Origin of the sequence: Enterococcus sp. AZ126, from assembly GCF_051714545.1 — a bacterium.
Taxonomy (GTDB): domain Bacteria; phylum Bacillota; class Bacilli; order Lactobacillales; family Enterococcaceae; genus Enterococcus_L.
On the sequence record NZ_JBIOSB010000001.1, the window covers coordinates 737,706 to 762,616 of the forward strand.

26 protein-coding genes and 1 CRISPR repeat array are annotated in these 24,911 nt (G+C 34.3%); of the genes, 6 read left to right on the forward strand and 20 right to left on the reverse strand.

Annotated elements, in window-relative coordinates:
• Window positions 1-114: 114 nt before the first annotated feature.
• The 8 genes from IGI43_RS03535 to IGI43_RS03570 all read right to left on the reverse strand — a co-directional run bounded on the left by IGI43_RS03535 (window position 115) and on the right by IGI43_RS03570 (window position 10,258).
• Window positions 115-390 (reverse strand): GNAT family N-acetyltransferase, encoded by a 276-nt coding sequence (locus tag IGI43_RS03535; RefSeq protein ID WP_438756452.1) that lies wholly within the window; start codon window positions 388-390, stop codon window positions 115-117.
• 2 nt (window positions 391-392) lie between these two features.
• Window positions 393-665 carry a (4Fe-4S)-binding protein gene (locus IGI43_RS03540; protein WP_438756453.1) on the reverse strand — a complete coding sequence of 91 codons (273 nt, stop codon included), beginning with the start codon at window positions 663-665 and terminating at the stop codon, window positions 393-395.
• A gap of 359 nt (window positions 666-1,024) precedes the next feature.
• Window positions 1,025-2,815 (reverse strand): heavy metal translocating P-type ATPase, encoded by a 1,791-nt coding sequence (locus IGI43_RS03545; RefSeq protein ID WP_438756454.1) that lies wholly within the window; start codon window positions 2,813-2,815, stop codon window positions 1,025-1,027.
• Between the two features lie 242 nt (window positions 2,816-3,057).
• A complete protein-coding gene (locus IGI43_RS03550; protein WP_438756455.1) occupies window positions 3,058-5,526 on the reverse strand; it encodes an HAD-IC family P-type ATPase in 2,469 nt (822 codons plus the stop codon).
• A gap of 298 nt (window positions 5,527-5,824) precedes the next feature.
• Window positions 5,825-6,544: direct repeats of the CRISPR family, unit length 34 nt; unit sequence ATTTCAATCCACTCACTCTATATTAGAGTGAGAC.
• A 192-nt stretch (window positions 6,545-6,736) separates the two neighbouring features.
• Entirely contained in the window at window positions 6,737-7,564 is an 828-nt protein-coding gene (nadE, locus tag IGI43_RS03555) for an ammonia-dependent NAD(+) synthetase (RefSeq protein ID WP_438756456.1), read from the reverse strand.
• A gap of 119 nt (window positions 7,565-7,683) precedes the next feature.
• A complete protein-coding gene (locus tag IGI43_RS03560; protein WP_438756457.1) occupies window positions 7,684-9,156 on the reverse strand; it encodes a nicotinate phosphoribosyltransferase in 1,473 nt (490 codons plus the stop codon).
• Window positions 9,157-9,237: 81 nt separating this feature from the next.
• Window positions 9,238-9,648: a GtrA family protein gene (locus tag IGI43_RS03565; RefSeq protein WP_438756458.1), complete on the reverse strand. Its 411-nt coding sequence runs from the start codon at window positions 9,646-9,648 to the stop codon at window positions 9,238-9,240.
• A gap of 253 nt (window positions 9,649-9,901) precedes the next feature.
• Entirely contained in the window at window positions 9,902-10,258 is a 357-nt protein-coding gene (locus IGI43_RS03570) for a DUF1827 family protein (protein ID WP_438756459.1), read from the reverse strand.
• A 180-nt stretch (window positions 10,259-10,438) separates the two neighbouring features.
• Here IGI43_RS03570 and IGI43_RS03575 point away from each other — a divergent pair, with 180 nt between their 5' ends.
• Entirely contained in the window at window positions 10,439-11,197 is a 759-nt protein-coding gene (locus IGI43_RS03575) for a MerR family transcriptional regulator (protein WP_438756460.1), read from the forward strand.
• A gap of 130 nt (window positions 11,198-11,327) precedes the next feature.
• Here IGI43_RS03575 and IGI43_RS03580 read toward each other — a convergent pair whose 3' ends face one another.
• Window positions 11,328-11,963, reverse strand: a complete 636-nt coding sequence (locus IGI43_RS03580) for a hypothetical protein (RefSeq protein ID WP_438756461.1) — start codon at window positions 11,961-11,963, stop codon at window positions 11,328-11,330.
• A gap of 30 nt (window positions 11,964-11,993) precedes the next feature.
• Window positions 11,994-12,848 carry an HAD-IIB family hydrolase gene (locus IGI43_RS03585; protein ID WP_438756462.1) on the reverse strand — a complete coding sequence of 285 codons (855 nt, stop codon included), beginning with the start codon at window positions 12,846-12,848 and terminating at the stop codon, window positions 11,994-11,996.
• Window positions 12,849-13,125: 277 nt separating this feature from the next.
• On the opposite strand from IGI43_RS03585, the gene IGI43_RS03590 reads away from it, so the two are divergent.
• From IGI43_RS03590 to IGI43_RS03600, 3 genes are all read left to right on the forward strand, one after another.
• Window positions 13,126-13,875, forward strand: a complete 750-nt coding sequence (locus IGI43_RS03590) for a TraX family protein (RefSeq protein WP_438756463.1) — start codon at window positions 13,126-13,128, stop codon at window positions 13,873-13,875.
• 772 nt (window positions 13,876-14,647) lie between these two features.
• Window positions 14,648-14,860, forward strand: a complete 213-nt coding sequence (locus tag IGI43_RS03595) for a hypothetical protein (protein WP_438756464.1) — start codon at window positions 14,648-14,650, stop codon at window positions 14,858-14,860.
• A 54-nt stretch (window positions 14,861-14,914) separates the two neighbouring features.
• Window positions 14,915-15,475, forward strand: a complete 561-nt coding sequence (locus tag IGI43_RS03600; protein ID WP_438756465.1) for a hypothetical protein — start codon at window positions 14,915-14,917, stop codon at window positions 15,473-15,475.
• Window positions 15,476-15,554: 79 nt separating this feature from the next.
• Here the strand turns inward: IGI43_RS03600 and IGI43_RS03605 are convergent, their stop codons facing one another.
• From IGI43_RS03605 to IGI43_RS03625, 5 genes are all read right to left on the reverse strand, one after another.
• On the reverse strand, window positions 15,555-15,971 hold the full coding sequence (locus IGI43_RS03605; RefSeq protein WP_438756466.1) for a pyridoxamine 5'-phosphate oxidase family protein: 417 nt from the start codon (window positions 15,969-15,971) through the stop codon (window positions 15,555-15,557).
• A gap of 146 nt (window positions 15,972-16,117) precedes the next feature.
• The gene (locus IGI43_RS03610) at window positions 16,118-17,422 is read right to left on the reverse strand and encodes an ISL3 family transposase (RefSeq protein ID WP_438756467.1); all 1,305 of its coding nucleotides are present in this window, start codon (window positions 17,420-17,422) and stop codon (window positions 16,118-16,120) included.
• Window positions 17,423-17,606: 184 nt separating this feature from the next.
• On the reverse strand, window positions 17,607-17,984 hold the full coding sequence (locus tag IGI43_RS03615; RefSeq protein ID WP_438756468.1) for a YxeA family protein: 378 nt from the start codon (window positions 17,982-17,984) through the stop codon (window positions 17,607-17,609).
• A 429-nt stretch (window positions 17,985-18,413) separates the two neighbouring features.
• Window positions 18,414-19,889 carry a hypothetical protein gene (locus IGI43_RS03620; RefSeq protein WP_438756469.1) on the reverse strand — a complete coding sequence of 492 codons (1,476 nt, stop codon included), beginning with the start codon at window positions 19,887-19,889 and terminating at the stop codon, window positions 18,414-18,416.
• Window positions 19,890-19,921: 32 nt separating this feature from the next.
• On the reverse strand, window positions 19,922-20,986 hold the full coding sequence (locus IGI43_RS03625; protein ID WP_438756470.1) for a nucleoid-associated protein: 1,065 nt from the start codon (window positions 20,984-20,986) through the stop codon (window positions 19,922-19,924).
• Between the two features lie 345 nt (window positions 20,987-21,331).
• Here IGI43_RS03625 and IGI43_RS03630 point away from each other — a divergent pair, with 345 nt between their 5' ends.
• Window positions 21,332-21,793 carry a hypothetical protein gene (locus tag IGI43_RS03630; RefSeq protein ID WP_438756471.1) on the forward strand — a complete coding sequence of 154 codons (462 nt, stop codon included), beginning with the start codon at window positions 21,332-21,334 and terminating at the stop codon, window positions 21,791-21,793.
• A 14-nt stretch (window positions 21,794-21,807) separates the two neighbouring features.
• Complete coding sequence (locus IGI43_RS03635) at window positions 21,808-22,110, forward strand: hypothetical protein (protein WP_438756472.1); 303 nt, start codon at window positions 21,808-21,810, stop codon at window positions 22,108-22,110.
• 41 nt (window positions 22,111-22,151) lie between these two features.
• On the opposite strand, the gene IGI43_RS03640 is transcribed toward IGI43_RS03635, so the two are convergent.
• From IGI43_RS03640 to IGI43_RS03660, 5 genes are read right to left on the reverse strand one after another with little or no spacing between them, the layout of a single operon-like run.
• Window positions 22,152-23,084 carry a peptidoglycan amidohydrolase family protein gene (locus tag IGI43_RS03640; RefSeq protein ID WP_438756473.1) on the reverse strand — a complete coding sequence of 311 codons (933 nt, stop codon included), beginning with the start codon at window positions 23,082-23,084 and terminating at the stop codon, window positions 22,152-22,154.
• Window positions 23,077-23,349 (reverse strand): phage holin family protein, encoded by a 273-nt coding sequence (locus IGI43_RS03645; RefSeq protein ID WP_438756474.1) that lies wholly within the window; start codon window positions 23,347-23,349, stop codon window positions 23,077-23,079. Before IGI43_RS03645 ends, IGI43_RS03640 begins: the two co-directional genes overlap by 8 nt.
• Entirely contained in the window at window positions 23,349-23,642 is a 294-nt protein-coding gene (locus IGI43_RS03650; protein ID WP_438756475.1) for a hypothetical protein, read from the reverse strand. The genes IGI43_RS03645 and IGI43_RS03650 overlap by 1 nt, the downstream gene beginning before the upstream one ends.
• A 29-nt stretch (window positions 23,643-23,671) precedes the next feature.
• Window positions 23,672-24,157, reverse strand: a complete 486-nt coding sequence (locus IGI43_RS03655; RefSeq protein ID WP_438756476.1) for a phage baseplate protein — start codon at window positions 24,155-24,157, stop codon at window positions 23,672-23,674.
• A gap of 14 nt (window positions 24,158-24,171) precedes the next feature.
• Complete coding sequence (locus tag IGI43_RS03660; protein WP_438756477.1) at window positions 24,172-24,903, reverse strand: hypothetical protein; 732 nt, start codon at window positions 24,901-24,903, stop codon at window positions 24,172-24,174.
• Window positions 24,904-24,911 lie beyond the last annotated feature (8 nt).

Below are 24,911 nucleotides of genomic sequence, written 5' to 3' on the forward strand. Positions count from 1 at the left end.
AGGACCAAAAATATTTACTTTCAAGAAATAGGAAGGAATTTCTGAAAATTGTTCTTTAAATTTTTGATGACTTTCGGGTTATTTCCGAACGGACTGTTTTTATATCACTATTTATTAGGTTCTTAAAACATCACTGTATTCAGGTTTTGTATCGAATTCTTTTTTAGCAAATGGACACAACGGAATAATTTTTTTCCCCTCACGCCGTGCTTTTTCTACACCGTTAAATACCAGTTTCTCAGCTAATTTTTGTCCTCTGTACGTCGGATCAACAAAAGTATGATCAATGATCATGATTTTATCTCCAGCATTTGACCAAGTCATTTCACCAATTTCATGATTATGATCGTTTAATAATACGAAGCGATCTTTTTCTTCTTTGATTTCCATTGTCATTTCCCGTCCTTTCGAATATATTTTAAAGCACCACTTGGACACGTATTAATTACACGAATATTCTCTTCCACACTACCATTATCCGTAATGATCCATGGTCGTCGGCCTACTTCAAAAACATCTGGATTACCGAAAACACAATTACCGATATGAGCGCAAATATCCTTACTGTAATAAATATCCAGTCCTTCTCCTGTATATTTACGGTACCCTTGCGATAAAAGTCGTTCTTCTGTTACATTTTTATCATTAATTTTACTTCCATCCATCATGTTTACCTCCTAATTTAAAAGCATAGCGGGCTCGTTCTGCTCTGTCAGAAAAATAGGGAAAGCTGAGCGTGGTGCTTTTTGCCACAAACAGATTTCATCTTTTTTCCGAAGAGCTAGCCCGTGAAGCTAGATAATAAAAGCATAGTGGGCTCGTTTTGCTCTGTCAGAAAAATAGAAAAAGCGGACTGTGATATTCTTTCTTTCGTCCAGTATTTATCTATCCACGGAGTCCTTACTATTGCAACATTCTTACTTACAAAACAATATTAAGTTTGATGAATTAATTCTAACAATTCAAATAGGTAGTTGCAACTATCTGTTCTCTTGATCTTATTATTTTAAATTAAAACTACTACTCAATCATTTTTTGCTCGTAAAGAAGAGAGAATAGACACTGTATCCACCACTTCTTGTAAAACCGCACCAAATAATGCTGGAATAATTCCTGTACTTGCTATAAGCATTAAAACTGTACAAATCAAAATACCGATCAAAACCGATTGTTTTGCGATTTTCATAGTATCTTTAGAAATTTTCACTGCTGCACTGACTTTTTCTAGATCGTCTTTCAATATTACGACGTCTGCTGTTTCACTCGCTGCAGTTGCCCCATGAGCACCCATGGCAATTCCAACGTCGGCAACAGCTAATGAAGGTGCATCATTTACACCATCTCCCACCATGATCATTGGACGTTTAGAATCAGGGATTTTTTTTAAGGCATCAATTTTATCTTGGGGCAAGCATTCTGCGTGAACTTCAGTAATTCCAACTTCTCTTGCAATGTCATCTGCTACTTTTTGATGATCACCTGTCAACATCAGCAAGTGGTCAATATGCAAGTCGCGCAATTGCTCCATTGTTTCTTTTGCTTCTGGTCGAATACTATCCGTAAAGGTAATATAGCCTAAATAATGTTCTTCTTGAGAAATGTAAATAGCAGTCTGATCCTTGACCTCTTCAATTTTTCGTTGTGAAACAAATGCGGGTTTGCCGACACGAATCATTTTCCCATCTATTATCGCTTTAACACCTGAACCTGTCATTTCTTCTAGACCGGAAACCTTTTTTAATTTTTCTTGTGCAGAAACAGAGTCTATAAGCGAACGTGCTAATATATGGCTCGATTCTTGTTCTGCGCTTGCCGCCAATATTAGTAAATCATCCGCAGAAAGCGTACCTTCTGGAACAACCTTATCTACAGATAATGACCCCTTTGTGATCGTTCCCGTCTTATCAAAAGCAACTGACTTTGTTTGCGCCATTTTTTCTATTGTGGTTCCAGTTTTTACGACAATCCCGTTTCTACTTGAACGGCTCATTCCAGCAACCAACGCGATTGGTGCTGCTAATATTAGTGGACAAGGGGAAGCTACAACTAATACTTCAGCGAACCTCGTTGGATCTTTTGAACTATACCAAGCTACCCCTGCGATTATATACGCTATAATCGTAAAAGGCACTGCATAACGATCAGCCATACGCACAAAATTAGCAGGTCTAGCTTCTGACTCTTTCACTAGTTTCACAATCGTTTGATATTGACTATCTGCTGCACTTTTTTCAGCTACCATTGTAAGAGAGTGATCACCATTAATTGAACCGGACATCAAAAAATCGCCCGTTTTTTTGTTCACTGGATGTGATTCACCGGTCAAAGAAGATTCATCAACAGTTGATGCCCCATTTGTGACATGACCGTCTACAGGAACAATTTCGCCTGGTTTCATAACAAGCTGATCCCCTACAACGACTTTTTCTGCCTCAATATCTGTCAATGCACCACTGATTAGCTGATGTGCTTTTTGCGGCGAATTATCCAACAATGATTTTAATTCTTTATTGGCTTTTTTTGCTGCATAATCTTCAAGAGAATCTCCGCCTGTCAACATGATCAAAATCATCAAACTAGCCCAGTATTCTCCAACTGCTAATGTTGCAATGATCGCTGTGATTGCTAAAATGTCTATACCATATTTGCCAGATTTCAACGTCTTTACCATCTCGATCAGCATTGACAACGCCATTACAGAACCTGTAATAACGATTACTCCATAAGCCCAAGCTTCTTGATGAAAAATAAATTCAAATAATAACGCTAAAACCCATGTTGTGATCGTGATCATCAATTTTGTCAAATGTTTCATTTAAGCCACTCCTTTAAAAAACGAACTTATCATACTAAGATTACACTTGGTTAGATAAATAACAAAGGTAAAAGACTTAAATGAAAATGATTGTCATTCTTTATTAGGATGTTTTCTACTAAAAAGGATGTGAGACAAAAGTAAAATCTACTTTTGTTTCACATCCTAAATGCGAATAAACGCTGGGATCACAAGCAATTTATTCTTATGAAATACTCCTACCCCAGTCACTTTCTATATAGTTAAATCACTCTTTTTTTCTTCTTCGTTTTTCTATTTTCTTTCCTTTTCTCAACCTCATATATCGCTCTTGTCATAAGTAAAGAAATGTAGTTAAAAATAGAACGACTACCAAGAACCAACGGTAGGTAGAACATAACATTTCTTGTAAACAGTGACGTCAACATAAAGAAATCACCAAAGAATAAGAAACATGCAATAAAGGCAATCAATAAAAGACTGATCATTATTTGTTTTTTTAAATCTAACGGTCGAGCTGCTCTTAATAATACTTGAAATCCTACACAACCTGTAAGCAAGACACACATTGTAGAAACATCTTGTTGTGATAAATCAAACCAGATACCCGCAAGTTGCAAGACTAAAATATTAAATACAACAGTCAACGCTCCGGGAACTGAAATTCGCAATATATTCGTCAAAAAATGCCCTTTGATCCGTTGATAATTCGGCTCTAGTGCCAAAATAAATGAAGGAATTCCAACAGTTAATGTATTGATAGGTGTAAGCTGTAATGGTGCAAATGGATAAGGTAAAAATAAAAAGATAAATGTTACTGCAAGAATCGCAGAATAAATTGTTTTTACCATATACATCGATGCAACACGTTCGATGTTATTGATGACTCTACGACCTTCATTCAGTACTTGGATCATTGAACTAAAATCTGAATTTAGTAAAACTACATCTGATACCGCACGAGCAGCATCACTTCCACTGGCCATTGCTACACTGACATCAGCTTCTCTCAATGAAAGAATATCATTGACTCCATCCCCGGTCATACAAGTCGTATGCCCATTTTGCTTCAAGGCTTGTATCAACTCTCTTTTTTGATAAGGGGTTACTCGACCAAAAACCGTTTTGTTTTCCACTAGTTCATTAAAGTTCTCTGAATCAGAAATAGTACTCATATCTACAAAATTTTCTGCTCCAGCAATTCCTGCTTGTTTCGCTATTTGCGAGACCGTGATCGGATTATCTCCAGAAATAACTTTTAATGTAACGTCTTGTTTCGCAAAATAAGAGAATGTATCGACTGCATTTTCACGAATCGTATCTGAAATAATGAAAATTCCAACTGTTTCTTTTACTTGAGGCAATTCAGGTTTTGTTAATTCGTCTGAGAAATGGACTAAAATCAGGACACGATCACCTTGCTCATTATATGGTGCAAGTTTTTCTTTTAAATCCTCAGGAACTTCAGAATAAATAAATTCTGGTGCTCCCATAACAAATGATCCCTTTTCTTCAAATGTTACACCACTCCATTTTCGATCAGATGAAAATGGGATCACTTCTTTGACATTCCATACAGATTTGGACAATGGGAATCTGCTTCTAAGAACTTTTGCTGTTGCATTTTGATCCGATAAGCCTGCCATCATTTCACTCATAGCAAGTTCTATTTCAGTTGTTGGAAATCCCGCTTGAGGAATCAACTCTTTAAAAGTCAATGTACCATCTGTAATGGTTCCTGTTTTATCCAAACAAATGGTATCTACTCGAGCAAGAGTTTCAATACAAGATAGGCGTTGGATTAAGGTCTGTTTTCTAGCTAAATTAGCTGCTCCTACCGCAAATGCCACACTAGTCAATAGCATCAAACCTTCTGGGATCATACTAATTAACGCACCAGAAACACCTAAAACCGTTTTGGGAAATGACTGCGTAGATTGATATTGAGACCAAAATAACAACAATCCGATTGGAATGATAGCAAACGTTAATCCCTTAATCAAAAGATTCAATGAATTCATTAATTCAGAAGTTGAACGTTTCTCCGTTTTCGCTTCTTTAGATAATTTGGAAACAAAATTATCTTCACCGACTGCAGTGATTTTGACAAATCCTAAACCTGAAGTGATAAAACTTCCGCTCATGATTTTGTCGCCATTTTGCTTCATGATCTTATCTGATTCCCCTGTTAGTAGTGACTCATCAACTTCCATCCCTTCTCCATGAAGCACAATGCCATCTGAAGGAACTTGATTCCCCAAGGTCAAAACTAATACATCTCCCAAGACAATTTCATCTTGAAAGATTTTAATTAATTTATTGTCTCTTAAAGCAGTCACCTCTGCTTTATTTACGATAGATAACTTGTCGATAGTCCTCTTTGCATGTATTTCTTGAATCACACCAATTGCTGTGTTGATAATGATGATCCAAAAAAATAAAGCATTTTTAGGATAGCCGACAGCAAACACCGCTACTGCTAAAAACAAGTTAATGAAATTAAATAGCGTTAGTGAATTATCTAAAACAATTTGCTTTGTTGTTCTAGATAAATCCTCAACCTCTTTGTTGATCTTTCCTTGTGTAGAAAGTTCCTGTACTTCTTGATCAGATAAACCTTTGATATCTGATGGAATCCGAATATCATTATCATTGATTGGTTGTGCCTTTTCTTCAGACGAAACAAACGCCTCATTATCTATATCTCTTTTTTTCCTAAACAATTTTTTCATATTTTCATTCACCTTCTTATTACTGTAATTAAGCCAATTGTAGAGTATATTCTTGATTATTTCAGATAACTAGTTTAATTTTACACTTTTTTTAACCATTTGAAAAAAATGAAGGAGATTAGATTTAAAACCAAGAGTAAAAAAAGAGATTGGACAGAAGCGTTTATTCGGACTTCTTAAGGGGAGGTTATGACTCGTAGAGTTATGTTTTAGCCTCTTTTTAATTGATTTTGATAAGTTCTCTCCTTGGCTATTTGAGTAGGGCAATTCTCTAGTGTGTCAAATTCCAGTTTATATATTTTTAATGCACTCACTCTATATTAGAGTGAGACCTTGTACTGTACGAGAACCAAATCAAAGAAAGTGAGATTTCAATCCACTCACTCTATATTAGAGTGAGACAAATGAATCTGGAACTAACTTTTGGGATTTTATATTTCAATCCACTCACTCTATATTAGAGTGAGACAACACATAAGTGACACTAAGCTAAGCAGCTGGGAAATTTCAATCCACTCACTCTATATTAGAGTGAGACCTTGCCATTATTTTTACCTCCTATTGGTTGTTTTATTTCAATCCACTCACTCTATATTAGAGTGAGACATAGATAAAGCTAAAAAAACAAACGTGATCAATATTTCAATCCACTCACTCTATATTAGAGTGAGACAGTTTTTTTGATCAGATAATTCTTGTATTCTTTTCATTTCAATCCACTCACTCTATATTAGAGTGAGACAGGTACTTACTTTACATTTGTTTCTAAAGCAGAAGATTTCAATCCACTCACTCTATATTAGAGTGAGACGTCGGCACTCTTTCATTAGGAGATTACTCCTGGAAAATTTCAATCCACTCACTCTATATTAGAGTGAGACGGCTATGCGACAGGAAACTTAGTCTATGGTGATTGATTTCAATCCACTCACTCTATATTAGAGTGAGACTCGTGTAGATGCTGGAAAATTAAAGTCCATCATTATTTCAATCCACTCACTCTATATTAGAGTGAGACTGTGAAAAAGAAGGTTTATTTGCCAAAATCTCCACATAAATTCCTAATTCCTCAAATAAATCCAAGTAAACATTAAATAAAAATGAGAAAAACAATTAAATCCAGCTTTTTTCTCTTGAATTTTGGTGCGAATCTGTCAGTGATTTCATGTTTACTTGAGGTTCGCACCAAAAACATCTATTTTTTTTTCTCTTACTTCCAAAAGTTATCAAAAATTGAAATGGGCATATGGCGTTTATGCTGCGTTTTTTTGTACCAGCTTTCGATCGTTTCTTTCGCGTTCCCTGATATTGTTTTTCCTTCAAGATAATCATCAATATCATCATAAGTTACCCCAAGCGCTACTTCATCTGCTACCAATGGTTTATCATCTTCTAAATCAGCAGTTGGAATTTTTGTATACAGCTCACTAGGTGAACCCAATTCTTTCAGCAACTCCTTACCTTGACGCTTATTCAAACGGAATAATGGTAAAATGTCTGCTCCGCCGTCACCATATTTTGTATAAAACCCCGTAATATTTTCAGCAGCATGATCTGTTCCAATCACAGCGCCTGCTTTCTCTCCTGCAATCGCATATTGAATGATCATGCGTTGACGAGCCTTCATATTCCCTTTATTGAAATCATTGATAGAAACCCCTGATTCTTCAAGAGAAAGTATACACGCATCAATTGCTGGCTTGATATTTACACGTAAAGAAACATCTGGTTGAATAAAATCTAATGCTTTTTTGGCATCCGCTTCATCAGCTTGTTCGCCATAAGGCAGGCGAACAGCAACAAACTGATACTGCGCATCTTTTGTTTCATCACGCATCTCTTCCATCGTTAATTGAGCAAGTCGTCCAGCTAGTGTAGAATCTTGCCCTCCGCTGATACCTAAAACAAATGTTTTTAAAAAAGGATACTTATATAAATAATTTTTCATAAAATCAATACTTTTTCGGATTTCTTCTTGTGAATCGATCTGTGGTTTTACACCTAGTTCTTCGATAATTGCTTTTTGTAATGGTTCCATAGAAAATCCCTCCTAATTTAAAAACGGAACAAATCGGCTGATCGTGTAGAAAATTAGCACTTTTGAATTGATAAAATCGAATTCGGGCAGAGCGCTAGCCCGCGCAGATCAGATGCTATTTACCTACCTTCACTCAGTGCTTTTACATCTACTCGTACTTTTTCAAGTAAACGCATTTTATGATTCCAGCACTCAGTCGATAAATCAACTGGATATTTTTGTGGATTAAGATCACGTTTGTATTCTTCCCATAGTGAATCAAGATTTTCTTTTGCGTAGCTTTTGATTTCTTCTAAAGTAGGCATTTCGTAAACTCGTTTTCCATCAACAAAAATATCTTGTAAAACAGCTCTCGCTTCAAAATCTCTGACTGTCTTATTAATAAAGGTATGGACTGGATGGAACATATAGATTTCTTCTTGCTTGCGTGGATCTTCATCCCACAAGGTGACATAATCACCTTCGGATTTTTTATCTGACTTCCGCGTAATACGCCAAACTTGTTTTTTCCCAGGTGTTGTCACTTTTTCTGCATTACTTGAAAGTTTGATAGTATCTTCCATCTTGCCATTTTCATCTTCAATTGATACCAATTTAAAGACCGCACCTAAAGCGGGTTGATCATAGGCCGTGATCAATTTCGTTCCAACGCCCCAGACATCGATTTTAGCTTTTTGCATTTTTAAACTTAAAATCGTATTTTCATCTAAGTCATTTGACGCATAGATTTTAGCTTCTGTGTAGCCTGCTTCATCTAATTGTTCACGCACGCGTTTTGAAATATAAGCCATATCCCCACTATCAAGACGGACGCCTAGAAAATTGATTTTATCGCCCATTTCCCTTGCTACACGAATCGCACTTGGAACTCCTGATTTTAAGGTATCGTAAGTATCCACTAAAAAGACACATTCTTTATGTGTTTGCGCATAAGCTGTGAAGGCATCATAATCATTTCCGTAAGACTGCACCAAAGAATGTGCATGCGTTCCACTGACAGGAATACCGAAGATTTTACCTGCTCGAACATTACTTGTCGCATCAGCTCCGCCAATATAAGCTGCACGCGTTCCCCAGATCGCTGCATCTAATTCTTGTGCCCGACGAGTACCAAATTCCATCAAAGGATCGTCCTCAATAACCGATTTAATTCGTGCCGCTTTTGTTGCAATCAGGGTTTGAAAATTTACCATGTTCAAAAGAGCTGTTTCGATTAGCTGACATTGCGCTAAAGGTCCTTCAACTTGAATCAACGGTTCATTATTGAAAACTAAATCTCCTTCTAAAGCAGAACGAACGGTACATTTAAATTCAAACTCTTTTAAGTACGTCAAAAAATCTTCCGGATAATCCTCTACTTCTCGAAGATAAGCAATATCTGTCTCTGTAAAAGTTAAATGCTCTAAATAATCGACCAGACGTTCCAAACCTGCAAAAATAGCATAACCATGATTAAAAGGCATTTCTCTAAAATAACATTCAAATACAGAATGTAAGTCTGCTCTACCTAATTTCCAATACGTTTGCATCATGTTGATTTGATACAGATCAGTATGTAACGTTAAGCTATCATCATCATAAACTTTCTTCATTTCAGTCTGCCACCCTTTATTTTTTCTAGAATTTTAATTTCTATTATAACAAAAAACTGTCTTTTTAACTAAAAACTTCTTTTAAGAAGCTTTTTTCTTGAAGATAAAAAACTTGCTGAAGAAGTAATTCAATACAACCACAGCAACTTGAGTCACCATTTTTGCCCAAAAATCAGAGATGTGCATCCATTCAATCATTAAAATCATCAAAGCCATATCAACAACGAATGATAAAATACGATACCAATAGAATAGTAGCATTTCTCTAACAAAAGAGCTAATATCCTCATGACTACTCGCAAAAACAAAGTACTTGTTTGTGAAAAAGGCAAACAACACTGATAAAAACCAACCAATTGCATTACTTATTTTATAGTCGATTTCTAATACATCCTTACAGATGAAAAAAATAACTATATTAACGATCGTCGTCGCCACACCAAAAACTAAATATGAAATCACTTCTTTATATTTATGAAATAATTCTTTCAACTTTCACGCTTCCTTTCGTTCCTCTTCTTATTTTATCAAAGTTAGAATAGAAATCCTACTGATTTTCCAGTTTCTCATATTTAATTATTGGTTTAGGAAAAAGTAATAGTATGAAATCACTTTGTTGCGATGCAAACCGATACGTTTAAAAAAGTAATTAAAAATGTTGCTTCCAATTACAACAAAATAATTCTACATAATTTAAACTCCCCAAAAAAAGTTAAATTACAACTTTTTCTGAGGAGTTTCTAGTTTATGAGGGAGTAATATTTTTTTGAATCACAATAATATCTTTTCGAGGTGCGCTAAATGAATAGCCTTTTTGTTGCATTTCATTTTTAACACCTATTTGAACTGTTACTTCGTCTCTTGTCGTGTTCAAAAGTTTTTTGATTACATATTCGACCTCTTTTTTAGCAATTTTCTTTTTAGTGTTGATCATAATGATATCGATCTTATCGAATGCATCAGCGTAAATAATTTGTGTACGATCGAGTGCATATAATTTAAAAAATTTAATTGCTTTAGTGCCAAATACAAACTTAGTGATATTGGGATAAAAATATTCTAAGTCCAGGTTTCGATTAATGGGGGTTTCAATTAATTTCATTTGTCTAGCTCCTTAATTATATATAACTTCTCTTGATAATCTCACATAAAAATTTTACTCTTTCATCTTCGCTTTGTAAATCAAAATATTCGTTTTTGTAAATAAATATGGTATGCTAAAAAACTGTTGACCTTTACGTTAGGTTAAGGTTTATACTAATTTCATACAGGAGGGGAAAAGATGGAATACACAATTAAAAAAATTGCTGAATTATCCGGAATCAGCACTCGAACATTGCGGTATTATGATGAAATCGATCTTTTAAAACCTGCACGTATCAATTCTTCTGGATACCGCATTTACGGAACGAAAGAAGTAGACAAACTGCAACAGATTCTTTTTTATCGTTCAATGGAGTTAAAATTAGAGGAAATCCAAAAATTGCTAAACACACCCAACTATGATCCCAAATACGCGTTACAGGATCATTATCGACAATTATTGGAAAAACGTCAGCAGATCGATCATCTTATCCTCACTGTAGAAAAAACATTGCGTTATCAAAAAGGAGAATTATACATGACTGACAAAGAAAAATTTGTAGGCTTTAAACAAAAAAAACTACAAGAAAACGAACAAACATATGGCAATGAAATCCGTAAAAAATATGGAGAAGAAACAGTAGAAGCATCTAATCAAAAATGGTTGAATCTAAGTGAAGAGGATTTTTCCAGCATGGAAACAGCTGAAGAAGAGATGCTTGAAGCCTTAAAAATCGTGATAGCGACCAAAGAATATCATTCAGATAAAGCTAAAACTGTATTTTTAAAACACAAAGAATGGCTACAGTATACTTCACCAGCCTATTCACCTGAAATGCATAGAGATTTAGGCCAAATGTATGTTGGTGATGAACGATTTGCGGCTTATTACGATGAACGAGCAGGAGCCTTAGCCGCTCAAACTCTAAATCAAATTATTCAAAATTTTGCAAAATAAACAAAAGATTCTTTAAACAATTAAAGGATTAAAGTATTTTAAGGGTCAAAAGTGTTCTTCTTTAAGCTACACCTTTGACCCTTAAATTCTTATGTGTACTAGCGAAAATCATTTCATTTGTTTTGAATGACTAAAATAGACCAAAGAAAGCAAATCCAAATAAAATCAGTAAAAAAATAGTTATTGCTGCTGATTTAAGTCTTCGTTTTCTCCGTTTCGCAATAAAATTGGCATTTTTCAAAAGCTCTTGTTTATAACTAGCAGCATACTTGATTTGCGTGATATCATAGTAAAAAAATTGCAATGGTTGTTCTAAGGTTTTCTCATCTAATTCATTCGTAAACCCCACTAATAATGTATACTGTCTGATTTTTGATGGGAAGTTTCGGGAATTTTTCTTTTTCAACTTTACAAATAGCTCTTGATCATCTAAAAAGTAATACGCTTGATCATCTTCTTGAACTTCGATCGATTCCATTTTTTGAAATTCTGCAGGTAATTCTCCTTTAATCTGCTGGAAATACCTTTCAAAGACTTCTGCACGTAAATAACGAAGAATATAGACAATTAAAACTATCTCAATAAGAAATAATAACACCAACACAGCTCTAACTATTGATTCAGATAAACCGATAGCAATAGCTGTTACCAACATGATTGCTAAAAGACTCATTAAATATTTTTGATACTGTTTCATGTACAATTGTCTGATGCCTGATTGATAATATTCTAGATCATGTTCGATATTCTCTTTGATTTCTTCCATTGTTACTCCTCCCACTTTACAATGTACTTTTTAACTTCCAATGATTTCGTCAAAAATAAAGGTGCCAACACCGCCATCTAAGCAATCGCCAATAATCAACTGACACTGCTCCTTTACAATTTCCTTAGCATTCCCTACTGCAACTGGAATATCGACAACTTCCAACATGGCTAAATCATTTTCACCATCGCCGATACCAAAACTACGTGCATCTGGATAATTTTTCATGAACTCATTAATAGCATTGCCTTTGCTACTCTTTGGATTAACAATTTCCAAACATTGTGTAAATGAAGAAAAAACATCTGCCGACTCACTACTCAATAACTCGCGCAACGTCTCATGCTCTTCATCGCTTGCTTCCATCAATTCTATTTTCATCACTTTTAATTCTGGATGTTTTTTCAAATAAGTAAATGGATCTTTCACATGCTGACATTGTTCTTTGAAGAATGCTTCTTTGAAGTCCATGATTTGCTTGCCAGTTTCTCCCATTGATTCAAGCTTTTGTCTCAATGCAAGTATATTCATTTCGTAATTTTCAACTGGTTTCAAAATGATTCCTTCATTCGTATGGATATGATAAAAAATAGCTCGTTCTTCTAAAATTGCGATGACTCTTTCACATTCAGCCATTGATACACAGTGATTGTACTGAATTGGTTCACCCACCAACTTATGTCCACCACCGTTACTAAAAATAACATCACACTCACTGTCTAATTCATTCATCAATTCAGTCAACTGCGCATAACCGCGCCCACTGATAAAAACAAAATGATCACCCTGATTTTGTAAAGCATAGATTGCATCATAGTTGACTTTTGGCACTTCACCGCCTAAATCTTGGAATGTTCCATCTATATCACAAAAAACAATATTCATTGGTCAAACTCCTTTTTCCTATCGATACATGGCTCTCTTTTTATACTCTATCCTTCATAAAAAAGCATGTATTTTATATTTTTAACTCTTTGAGTATAGCATAAAATCATTAGGATCTTTTTAAATTTATTCATAATGATCAATGAATCAATCCAGCTATTTTCTACTTGGTAATTTTTTTCATTTCAACTAAGCAAAAATAAATTCTTTGATACGGTTGGATTTCATACTGTGGTAAAATGATATATCTCAAATCTAATAAAAAGGAGCACACTTATTGGACTCAAAATCTTTTTTCTCTGGTAGCCAATTGAAATGGATTGCTATTATCGCTATGCTGCTCGATCATACTGCAAAAATCATTTCTTTTCAGCCCTCTGTAACACTGTCGGTTCCGTATGCATTTGAACCAACTACAAATAATTTGATTGATTTAAGCCAAGCTCTTTTCCCCGTATTTATTATGATCGGAAGGCTGGCTTTCCCTATATTCTGTTTTTTACTGGTAGAAGGATTTATTCATACTTCAAATACTAAAAAATATCTACTCCGTTTATCCCTATTTGCTTTCATTTCTGAAATACCTTATGATCTGGCTTTTTCACATCGAATAGTTGATTTGAAAAGCCAAAATGTCTTTTTCACCTTATTGATTGGTTTGTTAGCCATTATCGGTTTACAACGATTAAAGAATCACTCAGTAAAGAATATTTTTTTCTCTATCATTATAGTAGGATTAGGAATTTTTGCAGCGCAAGGGCTGCATACCGATTATGGCGGTTGGATTGGGGTTTTGTTGATTGTCGTTTTGTACCTATTTAGAGATTTTCATCTGTTTAAATGTGTTCTTGGAGCACTTATTCTTTTACAAAATAGTTGGTTTGGGTTGATTGCTTTTATTCCCATCTATTTTTATAATGGTCAGCGTGGAAAGCAATGGAAATATTTTTTTTATTGGTTTTATCCAGCTCATTTGTTGGTGTTAATAGGAATTCAACAGTTTTTGATTCTGCCTTATTTTGATTAGTTCAGAATTAGATTGAAAAATTAACTATTTTAATATAATTCGAAAACTGTATTTTATACTAAAAAAGGGTGTGAAACAAAAGTGAAATCCACTTTTGTTTCACACCCTAAATGCAGATACGAGTTGGTTACAGCAGCAATTCCTTCTGAAATAAGCTGACATTCGCAAAATTTGAAGGTCAATTTCCGTAAATTCCTACTTCTTTCTCAGGTTTAGCGCTTATGTCCCAGCTTCCCTTATTTTTACATCATGCCGCCCATCAGTCCGCCGTAAGCTAAGCTAGTTCAGATGGGTGTGAAATCTTATTAAAAAAGGGTTTGTAGTTCTTTTTTCTTTAGGAATAAAATAGGCTAGTTTGCACTTGTGTGAAAGTTTTGCCCCTTTTTTGCCCCTTTTAATAGCTTAATCCCTACTAAAAAAGTGGGGATTTTTATTATTTAATTAGGTAAAAGCCTTGACAATATATAACGTATGCGTTATAATGAATATATAGTTAAGGAGGTGGAAAAATGATAGACGACATAATAAAATGGCTAACAGCTCTCACGCTATTAGCCACAGCAATTCTAAACTTCTTAACAGCCACCAAGCAAGCTAAGAAGAAAAAGAAACGCAAAAAGTAAATTGATAGAGAGGGGTAACCCCCTCTTATATCTCCATTATATCAAAATATAAGGAGGAAAACAAAAATGCTAATATTTTATATTATTGCAGCTGTAATAGCAGTTGCGGGGCTCGTCTTAGCTATTAAAAATTATAAGGAGAACTAGATATGAAAAAGGAAAACAGCACGCCAGAATCACAAATTAGAGCAAGTAAAAACTACAGAAAAAGAATCAACTCCGATGAAGAGAAAAAAGCACATAGAAATTACATGACAAGTAAGAGGTCTGCTAAGTCGTTCATTAACACGAAAGCTACGCTTGAAGACTTAACGGAACTTGAGCTACTGATCGCAGAACGTAAAAACGAGTTACTAGTTTAATCTTAACGTTTTGTTTGGTATACTTATATAGAAAATTATATTAGGAGGATTATTATGAAAAAAGTGATTTACGGAGTTTTATTAATATCTGTATTTGGGCTTACAGCTTGTGGGAATAATGAAAAAGAAACGTCTTCTAGTAGTAAAGTTGAACAGTTAGAATCGAGAGTTAAAGATTTAGAGAGTAGTTCTAGTTCCGATGATAAGCACATTGATAGGACAAAGGATGAAATACTATCAGAAATTAAGTCAGATGCAAATAAAAAAATAGTGTCTGCTTTTATCGATAATGGGTTAAATGTTTACAATAATGGGACAGTTGCAGTCTTAGAAACGGAGAATACATCTAATGATATCCCAGAGTACTCTCCCGTTTATACGATGAATTTTGCGGAACAGAACAACGACCCTAATTTGTATTTTACGATCTCTATATTCGGTTCCCTAGAAGATTTAAACTCAGCCTACGACCTTAAAAGTAGTGAAGAATATGATTACTATTTATCAAAAAATGATCATATAAATGCACTAATGATTGGAGAAGCTGTTAAAAAATCAGATGAAACTGAAAATATTTTCAACAAATACAAAAAAGTCTTTGAACAAATCCAATAAAAAACAAGCCTACCTCAAATGAATGAGATAGGCTTTTTATAATTTCTTTTAATTAAAACTAATCAATCATATTTTTTCCTTACTCATCTACATTTTTCCAAAATGTTTTTGTGTTAGAGTGGACTTTGACTGTATATACTTCAAACGAAAGAATCACTGGATTCTCATGTTTTAATTGCTTTTGATATGTATTCAAGCGATCTTCAATCAATCTAAATTCTTCTATTTCCTCGACGCTGAAAGTTCCTTTTAGTAGCAAGCTCTCATGCCTCGATTCATTGTAACAGCAAACATTTCCTTTTTTGTCCTGCTGAATATTTTTTATAGTTTGTCCATCGCCATCTAAATAAAATTTTAAATTATAAAATCCTGCTCTTATAATTGGTTTTGACACAATAATTGTATTTGGGAAGCCATTACGATCATTTGTAGTTATCAAAAAAGACTCACAAGTTGAGAGCAATTCTTTTGCTTTCACAATAATATCATTTTTCATCTGCCATTCCCCCTATTTATATTTTAATATAACACAATATATAAAGGGCATGTTAGTATAAATAAAAAGGCTCTTTGTCAACTAATGTTGGTGAAGAAAATCCAAAGAATTAAATCAATTATTGTAAGGCCTAGAGGAAAATACCTCTAGGTTTTTCTATTCGGCTGAAAAAGAACGTTACCAAAGCATAAAGCAATTCTCAATTTAAAGTTATAAAAGTTACGAAACCCATACGCATTTCTCTTTAACACTTTGATATGGTTGTTCAAGCATTCCAATGGGCCATTGGAATAGGATAATTCTAGAGCATGCTTAATTTCATTTTGAACTTTCTTAAAGGTAGAAAAAACTGTTTGGTAATAGACGGGAAGTCCAGAACAATCTTGTTCTAATAGCGAGTGGAATCTTGTGTAGTCTCGTGTTTGTACCGCATAAAGAACGTTCTGATAACAGGTGTAACCAGATTTTAACTCCTCATCATATGCAAGGAGTCGATCAACGAGTTCTGTTTCTGTTAAATAGGTGCGGAAAGAAGGACGCCATTGGCGTTTTTCAAAATCGAGCTTCGATTGGTTCTTTTGAAGAAGTTTCCAGCACTTCTTCAAGTGTCGATATTTTTTTGCCTCTACAGTTCCTTTCTGGAGAAACAGATTCATTCGTTGAATGCGGTGTTTTAAAAAGGTTCGTCCAATGTGTTGGACAATGTGAAAGCGATCGAGAATAATCTGAGCCATAGGAAACAATTTTTTGACGAGAGAAAAATAAGGAGCGTACATATCACAAACGATATATTTTACACGTTCACGAACAGACAAAGAGAATCGTGAAAAATAACGTTGTAAAAAGGACAATTGACGGTTTTCAATGACATCAATTAACTGCTTTGTTTGACCATCCATCATGATAAAACTCATAGAAGCAGCGACCTGTTTAACCGATTTAAATTCATCAAAACAAAGGACTTCAGGCAAGGTCAGGCGATTGATTTTTTTCGGTTCATAAAATTGTTTCAAGACGCGATAGACAGAAGAAACAGAGACCTTCTTTTGACGCGCAATCTCACTCATAGACGTGACCTTTCTTAATCGATCGGCAATGGATAGCTTCACTTTCTTAGAAATCGAACACCCTTTTTGGATCAGACTTGTTTCAGCGACGAACGTTCTTTCACAGGAATAACAGAAGAAACGGCGTTTCTTCAAGCGTAAATACGTTTGATACTCAGACACATCGTTCATTAAAATAAGACAAGTCGTATAGCCCCAACGAATAATCTTTCCTTTTTCTTTCTCTCCACAATGAAGACAGGAGTGGGCTAAATAGTCTAATGTACCAGAAAATACCTGACAAATTCGTCCCTTAATGCGTTCTTTTTCTAAAGAATTTTCAGTAAAAGTAATGTTTAAGTCTAGAATATCTAAGGTATTTTTGATAAGATTGGTGTAAGACATCTTGATTTCCTCCTTTTAATTGGTTTTAGTCGACTTAATTCTAAAGGATATCGGGATGTCTTTTCTATTATTTTGCATTAAAAAAAGATGCCGGTGATTTCTCACCAACATCAGAAAGTATAGAGCCAATAAAAAACAACCCTATCTCTCAGTTTGAGGTAGGGTTGTTTTACAAAAAATCAAATTATTTACCAAGTTCTGCTTTTACTTTATTTGGAACGTCACTATCTGGAACTTGAGTGGGATTATTCACTCTATCTGTACTTATTTCTGCTTTAATAAAAGCTCCGGGGTCAAATGGCTTTGGATTTTCTCCAGACAGTTCAAAATCCATTTGCTTCTTATCTCCATTTTCTTTTACGAATATAACTTTGTATTTGTAAGAATAACTACCGCTCACTTTTTTACCATCTAAATCTAAAGTTTCGGCTTTCGTAGGTATTTCATTTGGAACTTGCGCATATGCTGTTGTAGTTTTATACGTTTGGTTGTAATAATTGAATCCAAAATATCCAGCAACACAGAGCACAACGATTCCAATCAGTCCAAGTATTTTCTTCATACTTTATCACCTCATATAATTTATTATAATTTAGTTTAGCATTTGGCGACCGATTTTCACCACATTTATAACTAACAAATTTGTAACTTTTATATCAGTCATATGAATCCTTTGCGTTGTATACTACAGACTATCAAAGATATTTTTACCAAGCAAAAAATACCGCTCTTGATGAGAGAGCGGCACGATTGTGATGAACGTATAGATAGGTACGTTCTTTTTTAATTTATAATGGTTGGGTGGGATTGTCAAAAAATTCTGGCCGTTTTGAATTAACTAGTTTGAAGTTTAAGAGTTCAGAGGATGCTACAGAGTTGTATCGATTACTTGTATTGAGTGCGGATATTGAGGACAGGATAGCAGAATTGTGCGAAAAAAGTGTGTAAAAATAAACCTACCTCGATTAAGAGATAGGTTTTTATATTTAGTCTAATACCCAATCACGTTTTTAATTACAGTTTTAATATCTGGAAAAAATGAAAATCTGTTGATCATATATAATAATGAAAAAGCAATAATCAACACTACTAAACCAATTAGCATCATAATTCTATATTTATCATAAATTGATAAAGATTCATCTACATATTTTTCCTTCAATCCGTCATAAGACAAATTGTTATCCTTTGCATCACCTATAACTCCTAACTCTTCAGTATAATTCTTCAAACTAACTAATAACGCCTCTTTTTGTTTTTTCTGATAAAAAATTAAAATGAAATTTACTATAAAATAGATGATATAACTTAAAAAAACTAGGTTAAGAATAGCAGACGTTTTTGAAGAATTAATGTTATTTAGCAAGCTTAGAAATATAGTCCCCAACAAACTCAAAATAACAGTTCTGAATTGTGTTATTAAAGTATTGGTTAAATCCTCAACCTTTCTAGCGGTACTAATGAACTCCTGTAATAGTTTATTTTTTTGACCTAGAAACAATTCAATTTCATCTTGAATGTATAAGTTAAAACTGAAATTCACAGACTTTAATATCTCTTCAATTTTTTCAACAAAGATTTTAGTATCCGAGTTTGTATCTAAATAAATCGTCATTGTGTTCCTTAATATTTGCAGTTTATCCTGATGTTTATCAGCATCCAATATAAAATCGAAAAGTTCACCTATTAATTTTTGCTTATCCTTTGAGATAGAAAAAGGCGTTATTTCCATGATTATAGTCTTGTGACCTCGTATAATATACTTTCGACTCTTTAAGTTTTTGTTACATACAATCCTAACAAAAGTACTTAACAACTCTTCGCTCACTCTGTCATAACCTTCATTATAAAGGTCGTTTTTCCATGTAATAGGATATTCCCAAAAATCTTTCAGTTTTACGTCGTCATAAATTGCGCTATAAATTTTGTTAAATTTCTTATATTGATCTATAATAAATTCATCTATTTTCTCATAAGTAATTCCATCTTTATCTTTATAGGGACATATATTTAGAAAAGGTGATTCAAATCGAGGACCCGTGCCCAATAACAAAAAAATATTCATCTTATGCTTTTTGCATACCCAATCTAATCGTTTCATAACATAGAAGAAGTTTTCTAAATTTAAAAATAGATAGCAATTACTTTGCTCTGTATTTGAAAAATATAATTTTTTGTTTATTTTCGTGATAATTTCCAATGAATCTTTTTTCATTCTATAAGTATCACTTGTTTGCTCTTTTAAATCACTAACAGAATGAACATCATTATACTTTTCTCCATTAATAAAAAAATCTGTAGAAACCATTCCCTCAATGGCTGGAATAGAATTTATTATACTTGTATCTATATCACACAAAAATAACTCTTCTTTAAAAATTATAGTGCTAGGAGATTCACTTGACACAAAATCAGAATACTTTTGGATAAATAAAGTCATTTCTCTAATCTTATTTTCCTCAACCATATTCTGTTCAACTCCTTCTCACTCAAATGAAATTATTTTTTCTCTTCCAAGCCTGCTTCCGGATAAATAGTAAGTACAAAGGTACCGTCATCCTGATAATTCTTATCGTATAAACCGTCATCAGCATCAGGTAAAATCTTAATTTCAATACTTTTATCAATTGATTGAAAAATTGTAGGGTTAATCTTTTCTACTGCAGGAGAAAATCCTGTTACCTCTCCAGGATATTTCCTCACCAAAGTCCTCTGAACCATACGCTTATACTCGCTTAAATCAGCATCTCTGCTTTCTTCGGGTAATAAATCTCTCACCAATGAATCAAAATCATTTTCCAAAGTAAAATACTCCCCAGTTAATAACCTTTGCTTAAATCTCTGATTAAACTCCATGAATATTTCTTTTGGTAATACATCCTTAAAAACAGAAACCATTTCTTTCTGATATTCAACAGTCAAATTTCGATCATCTGGTAGTATTTTAACATTTAAAAATTCTTCCATAAAATACTTTGCTGGTTCATTCGAGCTTTTTTGTCTATCTAGAGCAAAAAGATGCAAATCATTTTCAATATATTCGTTTTTACATAAAATAAGAGCGGCCTTATGCAGTTTTTCTCTTTTCGAAGGAAGCATTTCATTTCTCACTTTTATCGTTAAATCATCTCGTACTTCAACACCAGTATCGGGATCCATTTTTAATATACCTATATGATTATTTCCGTCTATAGAGTAAAGCAAAACAAACAAAGAACCATCACTCCTAGAAGATGTCCCCATCATAATTTTTCTCAACTTAAGTGCCATTTTTTTTGATTCATCAACAATAACTTGATCGATATTATCAACATCTTCCAAATGAGCGTATATTCTTTCGACATTACTTTTTATAGTATTTCCTTCTAAATCCCAAAATTGACATTTCTTTACAAACCCCTGCTCTCGTGACTGTTCGATATGTGTAGTAAAAAAATCAAAAGCTTCTAGCCCCTCTTGTTCATTTTCAAATTGAATCAGTGAATCAGCTAAGATAGCTCTATCCCCGCCATTTTTTTCCAAATTTAACTTATGTGCAATTATTTTAGAAATACTAACTGTCATATTAATTCCTCCATTTATTCATTACTATATGCTATCTACATTAAACCAGAAGAAAGTCAACAAAACAATAGTTTTATCAACTTTCATAGCATATATAACAAACTAGAGGTTATATTATTATTATAACACAAACGAAACAGGAACACCAGTTCTTTTTTCGGGTTTCCTCGATTTTTTTTTAGGATAGCTATATTCATTTCACTTGTTGATATGTACCGCCCTCCAATAAAGGAGGGCTATTTTAAAGCACTTATTGTAAAAAAAGTATTGACTCACTTTCGAGCTTATTGTAAGATAAATTCAACTCAATCGCGATGAGTAAAAAAAGGAAAGAAGGTTGATTGTATGAATTTAAAGAAAATGATGTTGGTATTTAGTTCTATACTATTAGTTGGTACTTATTTTTTGCCTGTTTCCCAAGCGTTCGCGAACGAAATTGTTTCCTCGCAATCTCAAAGAAATTATGACGACGAAATTTATTCTGGACTTTCCGAAGAAGGTAAAGCGCTATTTAAAGATAATCAAAGTAATTTAAATGAACTACGCCCTCAAGCGAGAGGTGTAAAGAAAAAAGCTATGGTTTTGGCTTTAAAATATGGCGGTAATTTACTTAGTAAAGTTGTCGGAATTTTAAGTAAGAAAAATGCAAATTTACTAAAAAAACATGCATTTTCGTTAGGTACATTTCTTGACTCGATCTCTACTTCGATCGAAGCGCGCTTAGTTTCTTTCATGATTCATGAATTAAAAATTCCCAGTTCTGCCGCTCGCACCATTGCATGGGCAATAAGCCAGTTCATATTTTAAAGTGAGGTGTAAAATTGAACAGTAATATCCAAAATGAATTGTTGAAAATTAAATACCATCAAAAATTATTGCTTATGATTACTCTGGAAGAAAACAAGGAAGAAACGCTATTTTTTCAAGGAGTCATAGATTTCGATTTGAGCGAAATACAAGTCAAAAATATTATTGAGATTGTGCAAGATGGTGAAATTGATGATTTGAAAAATTATCTTTTAAAAGAAAATATAAATTTTGATATCCATGCTTTGTTAAAATCCATGATTAATCAATCTATATTAATAGACAACTCAAAAAAACTTTTACTTGATCTAAATTAACTATGTACAAGCCCTCCTAAATAATCAGGAGGGCTATTTTATTACTTCCTTACCAACTTAATTTCAACTGCTTCAATGCCTTTACGTTGCCCAATAATACCGGCTTGTCGACCATCGCTTACCCACTCAGACCAACCAATTGACGATTGGTGGACACGATACACAATCTTGTACTGTTTAGCTAACTCACCGTTTAACGTCAACTTGATTGCTTCCATTTGTAAAGCTTTTCCTGTAGTTCCGTTAGTTCCTTTTTTATATCCAGTCCAACCTTTTTGCGCTATATGCGCATCAATGTTGACCCAATCTAATGAGTTATTGATCCGCACTTCGATTGCCTCTGCCGTGTTACTCTGTCCAGTTGATCCAGCAAGTTGGCTGTCTGCTACATATAAACCCCAACCGTGTTTTGTAAGGTGTAGACGATAAGATAGACCAACGGTTGGTGCTACATAACCGAGTTGTACAGGTTTGTCCTGGTTGTATTGGCTATATGTCCGTTTAACAATTTTAGACTGCGGTTGAACTGGTGCGCCGCCGACGTATCTGTAAATAGTTATTGGCGGTTGTCCGTTAATAGACCAGATAAAGTCATGCGGATTTACAGTAATGCCGTTATAACCGTAATTACAATGGATAATATTATCGTTATCATCTACAAAAATACCTGTATGGCCTGCAGCACCTAGCGTAAATCCTCGTTTGCCCCAGATAAAGACATCCCCTCGTTTGGCTGGATAGTTGCCATTTGTGTCAGGTTGGACTTGTTGCCATCCGTTACGCTCTAAATCATTAAACAACGTCTCTGTGTTGCCGATATTTGAGTTTGGTGGTAAAAAGCCCCCAGCAATTAATGCATAATAAACAGCACTGGAACAGTCATAACTTAATGGGCCATAACGGTAAATCATGCTATAGGTTACACTACCTTGTCTGTCAGACATCCATTTTAATGATGTATTGATATCACTCATCTTCATCACCCTTTCGTTGGTCGATTAAACGACTAAATAGTTGATGTAGCCCTGTTGAAGCAAGACCACTTAAAGCGCCATAAACAATGTTTTCTAAGCTTACGCCCTGATTTGCTACACAACCTAAAAAAGCCCCCAAAAGAGCTAATACAGTCGGGATATATTGATTACTTACTTCATCTAGCCATTTGATATGTTTGATGCAATACCCCACAATTAAACATGCAAGGACTACGATTGCAATATAGTATTGTTCTAAATCCATTATTTTTCTCCTCCTTCTATTTTGTCTATTCTTCGGTGGGCTTGTTTGGTTGATTGCTCAACAATAATCAGTCTTTCTCGGCTTTCCTTGTTTTCTTCTCGTATTGTCTTTAAATCATTTTCAATTCTCGTAACACCATTATTAATATTGCGAAGATCAACTAACATGCCAGTAGCTTCGGCAGCTTCTTTTTTGTCTTCTGATTTTTGATTTCTGCGGTAATTAACCAAGCCAAAATAGATACTTGCACAAATGGATGCAACTGTTAAAAGCACCATAATTTCAATTTTCATATGTCACCTACTCTCTAAATATTTTTTAATTAAGCTGTTCGTACCCACATATACACTGCATAATATGGTGGTAGATTGCTTTGCGAGTCGGATTTCCCTACAACATTTACACCTCCGCTTTGCATTCCTGATCCTGATTTAAAAGCCATTTGAGAGCTGTTAGTTGTATTTACTGACCATTCCGCAGCGTATGGAACATTTTTGCTATCTAAAGAACTAGAAGTGAGTCTCAATTGTGCATATACAGATCCATCACCTAATTCATGAATATGATTTTCTGCTCCTCCTATTTTTTTGGCCGTACTGAATTTTGTATTATTTTCGTCTACGCCTACAAGCATCCTCCCTTTAATTCGCTCCCATGTGCCAGTGTAAACAGTATTCGGATCGAAGTCTTTTAATACATTACTGATCACTGCCCCAACCTCATGTATCTCCTTTTTCACCACTTCAAAATTTTCTTGTATCGTTTCAGCGCTATTATCCATACCGCGATAAATTTTCTTTAGATCCATTTGTATATCCTCCTTTAAATAAACAGCTCAAACATCAACGATCGTTTCGTTTCCTCGTCGATGATCAAGTAATGTGTGTTATCAATTTTGACAAGATCGCCATCCGTTCTGTAAGCAAACGGTACAGACACGACACATGTTGTCGCATCTTTATGTGTAACTTGCGAAGCTACAGATTGGCTAGCAGATCCGCCGAATAAACCGACCGGTTCTGTTCCTAGCGGCATTACCCCTAAACCGTACGTCCATGTTCTGACATTTACTGTTGGCGGTGCATTCAAAGAATGGTTAATCGTTACATCAAATCCAACCGGAACATAAGTGATGAGTAATTTTTCTATATTTTCTAAACGGCCATCTAAAACAGGAAAAGTACCATAAGTTTCACTATCCCTCGCGTTGATCACTTCGCCGTCCACAGTTGCATTAGCTATAACATCCACCATCTGACGTTCAATACTAGTCTGGCGTTGTTCGACCTGCTCTTGACGCTTCAATGTGTCTTCAGATAAATCTTTTATTTTATTAAACAAAACGCTTGTATATTCCATCATTCTGGCTAAAGCTTCACGAACATGCCGTCTCCACATCTTAGTTCTAATCCAGAGTGCGAATTTTTGTGATAGTTCATCAATTTCACCGTGTTTGATTGCTTCTTCTACTTCATCTACATCTGTAGGATCCCTATATTCCACCTCAGTGTTCTCACCCGTCGGCTGTGTATCATAAAATTTTTGTTCTGGCATTTTTTACA

Coding starts and splice junctions, on each gene's coding strand:
- nadE (WP_438756456.1), bottom strand. CDS start 7,564: ATGGAACCATTACAAAAAGCAATTATCGAAGAACTAGGTGTAAAACCA.
- IGI43_RS03620 (WP_438756469.1), bottom strand. CDS start 19,889: ATGGTTGAGGAAAATAAGATTAGAGAAATGACTTTATTTATCCAAAAG.
- IGI43_RS03640 (WP_438756473.1), bottom strand. CDS start 23,084: ATGAGTGATATCAATACATCATTAAAATGGATGTCTGACAGACAAGGT.
- IGI43_RS03605 (WP_438756466.1), bottom strand. CDS start 15,971: ATGAAAAATGATATTATTGTGAAAGCAAAAGAATTGCTCTCAACTTGT.
- IGI43_RS03600 (WP_438756465.1), top strand. CDS start 14,915: ATGAAAAAAGTGATTTACGGAGTTTTATTAATATCTGTATTTGGGCTT.
- IGI43_RS03570 (WP_438756459.1), bottom strand. CDS start 10,258: ATGAAATTAATTGAAACCCCCATTAATCGAAACCTGGACTTAGAATAT.
- IGI43_RS03595 (WP_438756464.1), top strand. CDS start 14,648: ATGAAAAAGGAAAACAGCACGCCAGAATCACAAATTAGAGCAAGTAAA.
- IGI43_RS03630 (WP_438756471.1), top strand. CDS start 21,332: ATGAATTTAAAGAAAATGATGTTGGTATTTAGTTCTATACTATTAGTT.
- IGI43_RS03535 (WP_438756452.1), bottom strand. CDS start 390: ATGGAAATCAAAGAAGAAAAAGATCGCTTCGTATTATTAAACGATCAT.
- IGI43_RS03660 (WP_438756477.1), bottom strand. CDS start 24,903: ATGCCAGAACAAAAATTTTATGATACACAGCCGACGGGTGAGAACACT.
- IGI43_RS03560 (WP_438756457.1), bottom strand. CDS start 9,156: ATGAAGAAAGTTTATGATGATGATAGCTTAACGTTACATACTGATCTG.
- IGI43_RS03615 (WP_438756468.1), bottom strand. CDS start 17,984: ATGAAGAAAATACTTGGACTGATTGGAATCGTTGTGCTCTGTGTTGCT.
- IGI43_RS03550 (WP_438756455.1), bottom strand. CDS start 5,526: ATGAAAAAATTGTTTAGGAAAAAAAGAGATATAGATAATGAGGCGTTT.
- IGI43_RS03585 (WP_438756462.1), bottom strand. CDS start 12,848: ATGAATATTGTTTTTTGTGATATAGATGGAACATTCCAAGATTTAGGC.
- IGI43_RS03540 (WP_438756453.1), bottom strand. CDS start 665: ATGGATGGAAGTAAAATTAATGATAAAAATGTAACAGAAGAACGACTT.
- IGI43_RS03545 (WP_438756454.1), bottom strand. CDS start 2,815: ATGAAACATTTGACAAAATTGATGATCACGATCACAACATGGGTTTTA.
- IGI43_RS03655 (WP_438756476.1), bottom strand. CDS start 24,157: ATGGATCTAAAGAAAATTTATCGCGGTATGGATAATAGCGCTGAAACG.
- IGI43_RS03575 (WP_438756460.1), top strand. CDS start 10,439: ATGGAATACACAATTAAAAAAATTGCTGAATTATCCGGAATCAGCACT.
- IGI43_RS03650 (WP_438756475.1), bottom strand. CDS start 23,642: ATGAAAATTGAAATTATGGTGCTTTTAACAGTTGCATCCATTTGTGCA.
- IGI43_RS03625 (WP_438756470.1), bottom strand. CDS start 20,986: ATGACAGTTAGTATTTCTAAAATAATTGCACATAAGTTAAATTTGGAA.
- IGI43_RS03610 (WP_438756467.1), bottom strand. CDS start 17,422: ATGTCTTACACCAATCTTATCAAAAATACCTTAGATATTCTAGACTTA.
- IGI43_RS03580 (WP_438756461.1), bottom strand. CDS start 11,963: ATGGAAGAAATCAAAGAGAATATCGAACATGATCTAGAATATTATCAA.
- IGI43_RS03645 (WP_438756474.1), bottom strand. CDS start 23,349: ATGGATTTAGAACAATACTATATTGCAATCGTAGTCCTTGCATGTTTA.